This is a genomic window from Virgisporangium aliadipatigenens (genome assembly GCF_016863615.1).
In the GTDB taxonomy this organism is placed as follows: Bacteria; Actinomycetota; Actinomycetes; order Mycobacteriales; family Micromonosporaceae; genus Virgisporangium; species Virgisporangium aliadipatigenens.
Map to the genome: position 1 here is coordinate 54875 of NZ_BOPF01000008.1, position 11919 is coordinate 66793.

An 11919-nucleotide genomic window follows, 5' to 3' on the forward strand; every position below is an offset into this window, starting at 1 on the left:
CGGCCTCATCGGCGTGTCGTGTCACGGGAGGAGCGACGATCTTCGTTGCCTAGCTCGGGAACGGCGTCGGGGTCGGGGAGCCCGACGGCGGCGGTGCCGAGCCGGACGGCGCGGGGGAGCCCGACTCTGAGGTCGACGGGCTCGGGGTCGGGGTGCCCTTGATCGCCTCGTCGGGGCGGACGATGTTCCGCTGGAGGCTCACCTCCGACTGGCCCGTGCCGCCGAGCGTGATGTCGTCGTAGGCCTGCAGCTTGTGCTCCTGGTCGAAGTAGAGCACCGACAGGGCCAGCGGGGTGGGCTCCTCCTTCTCCAGCCCGCGCAGCCCGGCCCCACCCGTCGACCCCTGCGTCATCAGGATGGTGCGGCCGTCCTTCGGGATGGGGCCGCTCTCCGGCCCGATCCGCTCGACGTTGCGCTTGTGGCGGTGCCCGGCGAGCACCACCGGGCAGGCGCCGGCGAGCGGCGCGGCGGCGAGCGGGTCGTGCACCAGGGCGATGTCGACCGGGCGGCCCGCGTTGGCCATCGTCACCGCGAGGGACTGGCCGGTGCCCTCGACCGCGCCTTCCTCGCTGGAAGCGGTCTTGTCCGGGGTGAACCGCGGGTCGCCGATCCCTGCGATGACCAGGCCGTTCACCTCGATCACCTGGTTGTCGAGCACCTTCGCGTTGGCGTTGCGGGCGACCGCCTGCGCCGTGAGTTCGGAGTCGTGGTTGCCGCGCACGTAGACGTACGGGACGCCCATGTCCGAGATCGAGCCGACGTAGGAGGCCTCCGGCTGGCTGCCCCAGTCGTTGATGTCGCCGGTGTCGATGATGAAGTTGATATTGAACTGGGCGACGACCTGCTTCATCACCGACCAGGCGGCCGGGTTGAGATGCAGGTCCGACACGTGCAGCACGCGCGTGGTCGTCGCGTCCGGCTCGTAGACCGGCAGGCCCGAGACGGTGCTGTAGATGCGGCCGACGTTCGCCACCATGCGTTGCAGCTGCTTCTGGTACTCCTCGTACCGGTCGGCGATCCGGCGCGCGTCACCGACCACGGCCGGGGCGTTGGCCAGCAGGCCCTCGAAGCGCGGCTCCTGGATCGAGTCCGGGCGGAACGTCCCCGCCGCCGCGACGCCCGAACTCAACAGCAGCAGCACCGCGACCGAACCGGCCCCGGCCACGCGCCTGGTGTTGCGGTAGATCAGGGCGCTGAGAATCATGGCGCCCAGGACGGAGGCACCGGCGGTCTTCCAGATCAGCCGGCGCACCCCGCGCGCCACGTCCTCCGTGGCCCGGTCGCTCGCCTGTTCGATCGCCGCGGGATCCTTGACCAGGGCCTGCGTCCGCTTCTGGTCCAGCGTCTCCAGCCGCACCCGCAGATGCGCCGGCCCGTGATGGCTGTCCAGATGCAGCGAACCCAGCGGCGGGATCACCACCTCCGACCCGCCGTACAGCGACGGGGTGATCGAGTACTCGGCGCGGAACGGCCCCAGGTCCTCGTCGGTGTGCCCGGCGACCAGGATGCCGATGACGATGCCGACGATCGAGACCGCCACCAGCCCGCAGGCGGAGGCGAAGCGACGAAGCCGTTCCCTCGTGAACGGCTTACGGACCGCGCGCAGGACGGACCGTAAGCCCATCAGCTCTTCCCGGCCTCGCCCGCGCCGCCGACCACGATCTTCAGGAGTTTGTCGTCGTCGGCCTTGGGCGTGCCCCGGCCGTCCTTGTTGGAGGTGCCGACCCAGAGCGAACCGTCCGGCGCCGCCACGACGGTGCGCAGCCGCCCGTGCGCCTTGACCAGCACACCCTTCGGCGCGCCGAGCGTGCCGCCGGTCGCCGTCGTCTGCACCATGTACAGGCGCTCACCCCGCAGGCACGCCGTCACGAACACGTTGGCGATCATCGCCGCGCCGGAGCACGAGGCCTCGTCCGTCTTCCACGTCACGATCGGGTCGACGAACCGCGGGTCGTTGCCGTCGCCCTCCACGTCCGGCCAGCCGTAGTTCTTCCCCGACTCGATGACGTTGACCTCGTCCCAGGCGTTCTGCCCGAACTCCGTCGCGTACATCCGCTTGGCCTGGTCCCACGCGAAGCCCTGCACGTTGCGGTGCCCGTAGCTGTACACCAGATTGCCGAACGGGTTGCCCGGCGCCGGCTGCCCGTCCGGCGTCATGCGCAGGATCTTGCCGCCGAGATTGTTGGTGTCCTGCGAACGGGTCTTGTCGGAGCCGTCGCCCGTCCCCGCGTACAGGAAGCCGTCCGGCCCGAACCCGATCCGCCCGCCGTTGTGGATGCCGGCGGCGGGGATGCCGGTGACGATCGGCTGCGGCTTCTGCCCGAGCGTGAACTTCGCGATGCGGTTGTCCTCGCGGGTCGTGTAGTACACGAACACGGTCTTATCCGTGTCGTACGACGGCGAAACGGCGATGCCCATCAATCCGCCCTCGCCGGCCGCGTACGCCTCCTCGATGACCTGCACCTGCGTCACCTTGAGGCCGTCCTGATCCTGCTCCGGACCGACCTTCAGAACGCGGCGCGTGTCCCGCTCGGTGACCAGCGCGCTACCGTCCGGCAGGAACGTGATCCCCCACGGCACCGCGAGGTTCTTCGCCAGCACCGTCGTCACGACACTGAGATCGCCCGCGCCGGGACTGCTCGGCGGCACGCTCGGCGTCGGCAGCTTCGGCGGCGACCCGCTCTCGTCCGGCGGCGGCGGCCCGAACGAACATCCGGCCAGCGCCAGCGCAGCAGTTAACCCGAGAGCAGCGGCGCGGCGGAGACCTCTCACGGGGACCTAGCCTAACCGGCATATCTGGCAAGTTCCTGTGCTCAGGGTCTTGATCGCCGGTCCGTAGCGCACCCGTGACAGGTACTGCGATATCGGTGAATCTGGGTTAGCTTGTGGCACGCCCACGGGGAACGGATCGGCGTTGCGGAGGGTGCCATGCAGCCAGGTCAGAACCAGCCCGAGGAGCAGGGGTACGGCGGCTACAGCGCGGGTCCGGCGCCGCGTCCCGACCCCGGATACGGCGATCCGGCGCCGGCCTACGGAGACCCGAGCCGCACCTACGGCGGCACGCCGTCCGCGCACCCGTCCGACGCGGACCAGCCCACGCACGTCTTCGACGGCCCACCGGCGCACGACCCCTATGCGCCGCAGGGCGCCCCGCCGCCGGGGGGTGGTGCCGGTGGCCGCTTCGGCGGTGGCCGTTTCTCCGGTGCCGGCGGGCGTCTTTCCGGCGTGGGTGGCCGGGCGCAGACCATCGCGAAGGCGCAGTTCGCGGCCCTGCGGGCGCGTCCGCCGGCGATCGGCGACATGCTGATCATGGGTGGCGGCGCGTTCGTGTTCCTGTGGTCGTTCGCGCCGTTCGTCAGCTACAACGACGAGCTGATCGCCTCCGTCAACAGCGGCAACGGCAAGGACATCGACGGTTCCTACTCGGCGTGGGCCGCCGAGACGTTCATGGCGCCGCTCACCTGGTGGGTCGTCCTGGCCGGGATCGTGCTCGTGGCGCTGTCGGTGCTGCGCTACCGGCGCGGCGAGGTGCGCCTGCCCGGGGCGACGTTGACCGGCCTGCAGTTCGGGCTGGCGCTGTTCGTCTTCTTCGTCCTGCTCGGCTACGCGCTGTCCAACAAGGACATGACGTTCGGGATCGACGAGATCAACGAACAGGCCGAGGCGCTCGTCGACGCCGACCTGTCGTACGCGTGGGGCGGGGTGCTGATGCTCATCGGCGCGCTGGCCGCACTCGCCGGCGCCGTCCTCAACCACTTCAACGTCGCGCCGCGCGCCCGCCGCGATCCGATCGGCGCCCCGCTCCCGCCCGAGCCCGGCCCGGGGGTCTAGCGTTCGGACCATGAGCGAGTGCAGACCACGACGCCTGGACCTGAGCGCGCGCATGGCACGGCGCCTGGACCGGAGCGCAGCGGAGGGAAGCCGTCGTGGGGCGGAGCCGTGCGCTGAGCGGGTAACGCTGTGAAGGTGTGGATCTCGCATGACGAGGGTCGCGGGCAGCTCGGGGACGTGCCGGACGGGGTCACGGTCGAGATCTTCCCGGCGGTCGACGGGCCGATGCCCTCCGATCCGGCGGGTGTGGAGTTCTGGTCGCCGCCGTTCCTGTCCGGGCCGGGCGCCGTCGAGCTGGTCGCCCGCATGCCCGACCTGCGGGTGGTGCAGCTCATGACCGCCGGCGTCGACGCGTGGTACGGCAAGATCCCGGACCGGGTCACCCTCTGCGACGGGCGCGGCGTCCACGACTCCTCCACCTCCGAGTGGGCGGCCGCCGCCATCCTGGCCTCCGTCCGGGAGTTCCCGTCGTTCGCCCGTTCCCAGGTGGAACGTCGTTGGGCTTACCGCCGCACCGGAGAATTGTCCGGCCGGCGGGTCCTCATCGTCGGCGCCGGCTCGATCGGCACCACGCTCGCGGCCCGGCTGGCGCCGTTCGACGTGGAGATCACGCTGGTGGCGCGCCGCGCCCGCGACGGGGTGCACGCCGTCGAGGAGCTGCCCGCCCTGCTGCCGAACGCGGACATCGTGGTGCTGCTCATCCCGTTGACGTCGCAGACGCGCGGGCTGGTCGACGCGGCGTTCCTGGCCGGGCTGCCGGACGGGGCGCTGGTGGTCAACGCCGCGCGGGGCCCCGTACTCGACACCGCGGCGCTGACCGCGGAGTGCGCGTCGGGCCGGCTGCACGCGGCGCTCGACGTGACCGACCCCGAGCCGCTCCCCGCCGAACATCCACTGTGGAGCATGCCGAACGTCTTCATCACCCCGCACGTCGGCGGCTCCGTGCCGGGCGCGCTGTGGCGGGCCTACCGGCTGGTCGGGGCGCAGCTGCGCCGCTTCGCCGCGGGCGAACCGCTCGACAACGTGGTGGCCGACGGCTACTGAGCGGTCTTCAGCCCCTGCCCGCTCGCCTCCACCACGCGCGGGACGTCGGCGGCGGTGACCCCGGTCAGGCGCACCTCGCCGCCGCTGAGCGTCTCGGCGTAGACGCGTTCGCGATCGCCGATCCGCAGCGACGCCACCCCGGTCCACGGCAGGAACCGCGACCCGAACAGCGCCCGCACCCGCAGCCCCTCGGTGTCGACGTCGGTACCGGCGCGCCAGCCCCACACGGCGACGGCCGCCGGCACGAGCAGGATCGGCGCCAGGTACCAGCTGTACGTCGCGAGCGGCAGGGAGCCGAGGGTCGTGACGAACGCCGCGACGGCCAGGGCGGCGTTCAACCGGAAGCGGACCACGAGGTCAATCCTGCCAAAGTGTCGTAGCGGGGGCTCATACTGGCCCGGATCTCGCACGTCACTCGCATGATAGGAGCGCACCGATGAGCGTTGTGCTGCTGATCGGCACCGGCAAGGGACTGTTCGTGGCGCGTAGCGACGACAGCCGTAAGACCTGGGACGTCTCCGAGGCGCTGTTCCCGATGACCGGCGTCTACGCGGTGGGCGTCGATCCGCGTGGTGAGCGGCCCCGGCTCCTGGCCGGCGTGAGCAGTTCCCACTTCGGGCCGAGCGTCGCGACCAGTGACGACCTCGGCGTCACCTGGCAGGAGCCGGACGGGCCGGCGCTGGCGTTCCCGGCCGACACCGACACCTCCCTCGAACGCGTCTGGCAGCTCACGCCCGGCCCCGCCGACCGGCCCGGCCGCGTCTACGCCGGGGTGCAGCCGTCGGCGCTGTTCGTCTCCGACGACGGCGGTAGCACGTTCGAGCTGGTGCGGGGCCTGTGGGAGCACCCGCACCGCAAGGACTGGGGTGCGGGCTTCGGCGGCCAGGCCATCCACACGATCCTCCCGGACCCGGCCGACCCGGATCGGGTGCTCGTCGCCATGTCCACCGGCGGCGTCTACCGCACCACCGACGGCGGCACCACGTGGGCCGCGAGCAACAGCGGCGTCAAGGCGTACTTCCTGCCCGACCCGTGGCCCGAGTTCGGGCAGTGTGTGCACAAGGTCGCCGGCAGCCCCGAGCGGCTCTACCTGCAGAATCACCACGGCGTGTACCGCTCCGACGACGGCGGCGCGGCGTGGACCTCGATCGCCGACGGGCTGCCGAGCGACTTCGGCTTCCCGATCGTGGTGCACCCGCACCGGCCCGACACCGTGTACGTCTTCCCGCTCAAGGCCGACGCGATGCGGTTCCCGGCCGACGGGAAGTGCCGCGTCTACCGTTCCGACGACGCGGGTGCGACCTGGACCGCGCTCGCCGACGGGCTCCCCGACACGCCGTACTACCCGGCCGTCCTGCGCGACGCGATGTGCACCGACACGGCCGATCCGGCGGGGATCTACTTCGGCACGCGTTCCGGCGAGGTGTACGCCAGCGCCGACGACGGCGACACGTGGCGCCAGGTCGCGGCCCACCTGCCGGACGTCCTGTGCGTGCGCGCGGTGGTGGCGTGATGCGCGCGTTCAAGATCGATGTGAAGCCCGTTGCGCCTCCCTCGGCGTGTCGCGCAACGGAGTGCACATTGATCTTGCGGGGCTTTCCGCGATGAGCGTGACCATCCTGGTGCCGGGAGTGCTGCGCGGCGACATCGAGGACCAGGCCAAGGTGCGCGTGGACGTCGGCGGGACGCTCGGCGAGGTGCTCGACGAGGTGGCGGCGCGGTGGCCCCGGTTCGACCGGCGGATCCGGGACGAGCAGGGACAACTGCGCCGATACGTCAACGTCTTCGTCGACGGCGAGGAGTGCCGGCGGCTGTCCGGGCTGGCCACACCGGTGCCCGATGGCACGGAGATACAGGTGCTTCCCTCGGTCGCGGGTGGTTGACTTCCTACCCGTGGACGGGAGAGATCCGGACGGGCCGGCGGCACCGCCGCATCAGCGGCACACCGTGGGCGTCCCGGGTGCCGATGACGCCCGGGGTGAAAGCGGGTCGGCGGGGAGCGGCTCCGGGTGGGGGCGCAGGTCGGGACGGCGGCGCGCCGCCGAGCGGGACGAGGCCTTCGTCAGCGACGCCACCACCTGGTTCGAGGCGCTGCGGCCGGACGACGAGCCGCGGCCGGACGGCGCCTCGCGCGAGAGCGGTGGGCGTCGGCGTGCGGCAGCGGACGACGGCTTCGGTCCCGACGCGCCGGTGAGCGGCGCCGGGCGGGGCGCTTCGGCCGGAGGCGCGCGGCGCGGTGTGCCGACGAGCGGCGGGCCGGTCGGCGGTGGCGGGCGTGATGCGCCGGTCAGTGGCGGGGCGGTCGGCGGCGGCCGGCGTGATGCGCCGGTCAGTGGCGGGGCGGTCGGCGGTGGCCGGCATGGTGCTCCGGTCGGCGGTGCGCCGACCGACGGCGGGCGGCGTGGTGTGCCGACCAGCGGCGGGCCGGTGAGCGGTGGTGTGGGGTCGGGGCGTCGGGCGGGCGGGCGTGGGGTGCCCGTCAGCGGTGGCCCCGTGAGTGGTGTGCCGGTGAGTGGTGTGCCGGTGAGTGGTGTGCCGGTCAGCGGCGCCGGGCGTGGCCGTGGCGGTCGGGGCGATGTCATCGATCCGGTGAGCGGTGGCGGTGCGCGGGGGCGCGAAGATCCGGGCGATCGGGAGGCGCGTGCCGGGCGGCGCCCGCAAGGGGTCAGTGCGGCGCACGGGTTCGACACCGGGGCTTATGCGACGCTCGCCCCGGCCTCCGGCGCACCGCCGTCCTGGCTGCCCCGCATCCGGCGGGAGACGGTGACGGCGCGGCCGGGGGCGTTCGTGCCGGTGGGGCTGCTGGGCGTGGCCGGGCTGGCCGTCCTGGCGATCACCGGCTACGGGGTGGCCCGGTGGGATCTCGCGTGGAGCCTCCTGGCCGCACTCGCGGGGATCGCCGCGCTGGTCACGGCGGCGCGCGGCTGGCCGCTGGTGGCGTTCGCCGGGTTGCTGGTCGGGGTGGTGTGCTGGAGTTTCGTCGCCCGTTCGATGGTGCCGGAGGCCTGGGATCTCGCCGGCATCGTGCGGTTGGTGCTGGGCAATCTCGCTTATGCCGTTCCCACGATATGTGGAATCGTCGCGGGGACCTGGACGGATGCGCGCAGGTCGGCACGCGACTCGGTCCGGGTCGTCGCGGAGCGACGGTGGTTCGGGCTCAACCGGCGGGAGTCGGAGCCGCAGCTGCCGGCGCTGGAGAAGATCCCGGCGGCCCGGTTCTTCGCGCTGCCGGACGGGCGCTGCGGGCATCTGGTGGTCGCCGGGCGGCGGGTGGCGCTGGTCGGCGCGACGGTGTGGCCGCGCGGCGAGTACGACATCGGCGGCAACGAGGTGCGGCGCGACGGCCGGCCGTTCGCCCCGGGGACGGACGACGTGGACGCGGTCGTCGACGACCTGCGCACCTGGGCGGAGCGGCTGACGCCGGTGGGGGCGACGCTGCGGGCGTTCCTGACGGTGCATCCGGCGAGTGAACGCCCCGGCGACGCGGTGCACCTCGACATCCCCGAGGTCGAGGGGGTGCGGGTGGTGGCGACGGAGCGGTTCGTGGAGGAGGCGGGGGAGTTCCTGGCGGCGGAGCCCAACCTGCTCAGCGTGCCGGTGCTGGAGGCACTTCTTCCGCTGCTGGCCCCGCCGGAGCCCGACGCCGACGACGCCGGGCCCCGGTAGCGAGGATCAGACCCTGGTCCAGCCCGGCATCGGGAAGCCGTCGAGCAGGTCCCGCACCTCGCCGGCGATCCGGTCCAGGGCGGCGTCGTCCTCCTTGACGCCCGCGTCGACCGCGTCGGCGAACCAGCGCGCCACCTGCGGCATGTGTTCCGGGGTCAGCCCGCGGGTGGTGATGCCGGCGGTGCCGAGCCGGATGCCCGACGGGTCGAACGGCTTACGCGTGTCGTACGGCACCGAGTTGTAGTTCAGCTCGATGCCGGCCCGGTCCAGCGCACGCGCGGCGGGCTTGCCACCGACGTCGCGCCGGGTCAGGTCGATCAGGATCAGGTGGTTGTCCGTACCGCCCGTCACCAGGTCGAACCCCTGCTCGACGAGCGCCGCCGCGAGCGCCTTCGCGTTGGCCACGACGGCGTGCGCGTAGTCGCGGAACGACGGCTGCGCAGCCTCGCCCAGCGCGACCGCGATGGCGGCGGTGGTGTGGTCGTGCGGCCCGCCCTGCAGACCGGGGAAGACCGCCTTGTCGATCGCCTTCGCGTGTTCCTCGGTGGAGAGGATCATCGCGCCGCGCGGGCCCCGGAGCGTCTTGTGCGTCGTCGTGGTGATCACGTCGGCGTACCCGACCGGGGAGGGGTGCGCGCCACCGGCGATGAGGCCGGCGATGTGCGCGATGTCGGCGGCCAGCACGGCCCCGACCTCCCGCGCGATCTCCGCGAACTTCGGGTAGTCGATCGTGCGCGGGATGGCGGTACCGCCGCACCAGATGATCTTCGGGCGTTCGGCGAGCGCCAGGTCGCGCACCTCGTCGAAGTCGATCATCCCGTCCGTGCGGCGCACGGAGTAGCGCACGGCGTTGAACCACGCGCCGGTCGCCGACACCGACCAGCCGTGCGTGAGGTGCCCGCCGTGCGGCAGCCCGAGGCCGAGAATCGTGTCGCCGGGCTTGGCGAACGCCATGTACACGGCCAGGTTCGCCGGCGAGCCGGAGTACGGCTGCACGTTGGCGTGATCCACGCCGAAGAGCGACTTCGCGCGGGCGATCGCCAGTTCCTCGATCGGGTCGATGAACTGCTGGCCCTCGTAGTAGCGCTTGCCGGAGTAGCCCTCGGAGTACTTGTTGGTGAGGACCGAGCCGGTCGCCTCGAGAACGGCGTTCGAGACGTAGTTCTCCGAGGCGATCATCCGGAGCTTGTCGTGCTGGCGGGTCGACTCGGCTTCGATGAGGCGCGCGACGTCGGGGTCGGCGGCGGTGAGCGCGGTCAGCGGGGGCACGTGCATGAGCGTCCTCCTAGGCGGCTGCCAGGTGACCGTGCACCCAGGCGCGCGGTGCGGTCGGTCGAGGTCGCTCCCCGGTGGTCGATTCCACCTTCAGATGCTGCGCCAGTCGCGATACCCGGGCGATGCTACCGGAGCCCGCGGCTCCCGCGAGGGTGACGTTCGCGGCCGATCTTGCAGTTGTGGCTGGGACATATCAGCAGCGCGATGGACAACCCGGGCGCCACAACTGCAAGATCGGCGAATACGCCGCTACTCCGGCACGCGCCGGTACGCGCCGTCCGAGGCGCTCGTCGCCATGCTGGCGTACGCCCGCAGCGCGGCGCTGACCGGGCGTTCCCGGTCGACCGGGGTGTACGGGCGCGGCCGCTTCTCCTGCGCGATCCGGCGGGCGTCGAGCACCTCCGGCGCCACCGCCAGCTCCAGGCGGCGGGTCGGGATGTCGATCTCGATGGTGTCGCCCTCCTCGACGAGCGCGATCAGCCCGCCGCTGGCCGCCTCCGGCGACATGTGGCCGATGGAGAGCCCCGAGGTGCCGCCGGAGAAGCGCCCGTCGGTGATGAGCGCGCAGGCCCGGCCGAGCCCGCGCCCCTTCAGGAACGACGTCGGGTACAGCATCTCCTGCATCCCCGGCCCGCCGCGCGGCCCCTCGTAGCGGATCACCACGACGTCGCCGGGCTTGATCTCGCCGCGCAGGATCGCGTCGACGCACGAGTCCTGCGACTCGAAGACCCGCGCCGGCCCGCTGAAGGTGAGGCACTCGGCCGGCACCCCGGCCGTCTTCACCACGGCGCCGTCGGGCGCGAGGTTGCCGAAGAGGATCGCCAGGCCGCCGTCGGCGGTATAGGCGTTCTCGACGGAACGGATGCAGCCGGCCGCCCCGTCGGTGTCCAATGTGGACCATCGATTCGTCGACTCGAACGGCTGCGTCGTGCGCACCCCGCCCGGCGCCGCGTGGAAGAGTTCGACCGCTTCCGGGGAAGGGGATCCGCCGCGGATGTCCCAAGTGGACAGCCACTCGTCCAATGTGGACGAGTGCACCGAGTGGACGTCGCGGTGCAGCAGTCCGCCGCGGTTCAGTTCGCCGAGGATCGCCGGGATGCCGCCGGCGCGGTGCACGTCCTCCATGTGGTACTGCTGCGAGTTCGGCGCGACCTTGGCCAGGCACGGCACCCGGCGGGAGATCGCGTCGATGTCGCCGACGTGGAACTCCAGCTCGGCCTCCCGCGCCGCGGCGAGCAGGTGCAGCACCGTGTTGGTGGAGCCGCCCATCGCCACGTCCAGCGCGACGGCGTTCTCGAACGCGGCCCGCGAGGCGATCGCGCGCGGCAGCACCGAGGCGTCGTCGCCGGAGTAGTAGCGCGTGGCCAGGTCGATGACGACGCGGCCGGCCTGCACGAACAGGTCCCGGCGCAGCGCGGACGTGGCGAGCGTCGAGCCGTTGCCGGGCAGGGCCAGCCCGATGGCCTCGGTGAGGCAGTTCATCGAGTTGGCCGTGAACATCCCGGAGCAGGAGCCGCACGTCGGGCACGCCGAACGCTCGATCACCCCGAGCTGCTCGTCGCTGACCTTCTCGTCGGCGGAGGCGATCATCGCGTCGATCAGGTCGAGCTTGGGGCTCACGACACCCTCGACGGCGATCGTCTTACCCGCCTCCATCGGCCCGCCCGAGACGAACACGGTCGGGATGTTCAGGCGCAGCGCCGCCATCAGCATGCCCGGCGTGATCTTGTCGCAGTTGGAGATGCACACCAGCGCGTCGGCGCAGTGCGCGTTGACCATGTACTCGACCGCGTCGGCGATCAGCTCGCGACTGGGCAGCGAGTAGAGCATCCCGCCGTGGCCCATGGCGATGCCGTCGTCCACGGCGATCGTGTTGAACTCCTTCGCCACCCCACCGGCCTCGGCCACCGAGTCGGCCACGATCGCGCCGAGGTCCTTGAGGTGCACGTGCCCCGGTACGAACTGGGTGAAGCTGTTGGCGATGGCGACGATCGGCTTCCCGAAGTCGCTGTCGGTCATGCCGGTAGCACGCCAGAGGGCACGCGCGCCCGCCATGTTCCGGCCGTGGGTGGAGGTCTTCGACCGCAGTTCAGGCATAGGGGA

General features: G+C 72.1%; 10 protein-coding genes and 1 riboswitch. Of the genes, 5 read left to right on the forward strand and 5 right to left on the reverse strand.

Going from position 1 to position 11919, the window contains the following annotated elements:
* Positions 1-49 precede the first annotated feature (49 nt).
* Together Val02_RS12810 and Val02_RS12815 are read right to left on the reverse strand one after the other, a co-directional pair.
* Positions 50-1624, reverse strand: coding sequence for a metallophosphoesterase family protein (locus Val02_RS12810; protein WP_203899239.1), 1575 nt, complete (start codon positions 1622-1624; stop codon positions 50-52).
* A complete protein-coding gene (locus Val02_RS12815) occupies positions 1624-2772 on the reverse strand; it encodes a PQQ-dependent sugar dehydrogenase (RefSeq protein ID WP_203899240.1) in 1149 nt (382 codons plus the stop codon). The genes Val02_RS12810 and Val02_RS12815 overlap by 1 nt, the downstream gene beginning before the upstream one ends.
* Positions 2773-2928: 156 nt before the next feature.
* Between Val02_RS12815 and Val02_RS12820 the strand changes: the two genes are divergently transcribed.
* Together Val02_RS12820 and Val02_RS12825 are read left to right on the forward strand one after the other, a co-directional pair.
* Positions 2929-3831 carry a hypothetical protein gene (locus Val02_RS12820; RefSeq protein ID WP_203899241.1) on the forward strand — a complete coding sequence of 301 codons (903 nt, stop codon included), beginning with the start codon at positions 2929-2931 and terminating at the stop codon, positions 3829-3831.
* A 129-nt stretch (positions 3832-3960) separates the two neighbouring features.
* A complete protein-coding gene (locus Val02_RS12825; protein ID WP_203899242.1) occupies positions 3961-4875 on the forward strand; it encodes a 2-hydroxyacid dehydrogenase in 915 nt (304 codons plus the stop codon).
* Here the strand turns inward: Val02_RS12825 and Val02_RS12830 are convergent.
* Entirely contained in the window at positions 4869-5228 is a 360-nt protein-coding gene (locus Val02_RS12830) for a PH domain-containing protein (RefSeq protein WP_239152811.1), read from the reverse strand. The two genes, Val02_RS12825 and Val02_RS12830, sit on opposite strands and share 7 nt — an antisense overlap.
* Positions 5229-5311: 83 nt before the next feature.
* Between Val02_RS12830 and Val02_RS12835 the strand changes: the two genes are divergently transcribed.
* From Val02_RS12835 to Val02_RS12845, 3 genes are all read left to right on the forward strand, one after another.
* A complete protein-coding gene (locus Val02_RS12835) occupies positions 5312-6388 on the forward strand; it encodes a WD40/YVTN/BNR-like repeat-containing protein (RefSeq protein ID WP_203899243.1) in 1077 nt (358 codons plus the stop codon).
* A gap of 91 nt (positions 6389-6479) precedes the next feature.
* Positions 6480-6758: a ubiquitin-like small modifier protein 1 gene (locus Val02_RS12840; protein ID WP_203899244.1), complete on the forward strand. Its 279-nt coding sequence runs from the start codon at positions 6480-6482 to the stop codon at positions 6756-6758.
* A 10-nt stretch (positions 6759-6768) separates the two neighbouring features.
* On the forward strand, positions 6769-8541 hold the full coding sequence (locus Val02_RS12845; protein ID WP_203899245.1) for a hypothetical protein: 1773 nt from the start codon (positions 6769-6771) through the stop codon (positions 8539-8541).
* A 6-nt stretch (positions 8542-8547) separates the two neighbouring features.
* On the opposite strand, the gene glyA is transcribed toward Val02_RS12845, so the two are convergent.
* Together glyA and ilvD are read right to left on the reverse strand one after the other, a co-directional pair.
* Entirely contained in the window at positions 8548-9816 is a 1269-nt protein-coding gene (gene glyA, locus Val02_RS12850) for a serine hydroxymethyltransferase (protein ID WP_203899246.1), read from the reverse strand.
* A 28-nt stretch (positions 9817-9844) separates the two neighbouring features.
* A riboswitch (ZMP/ZTP riboswitch) is annotated at positions 9845-9936 on the reverse strand.
* A gap of 129 nt (positions 9937-10065) precedes the next feature.
* Entirely contained in the window at positions 10066-11913 is a 1848-nt protein-coding gene (ilvD, locus tag Val02_RS12855; protein WP_203899247.1) for a dihydroxy-acid dehydratase, read from the reverse strand.
* Positions 11914-11919: the final 6 nt, after the last annotated feature.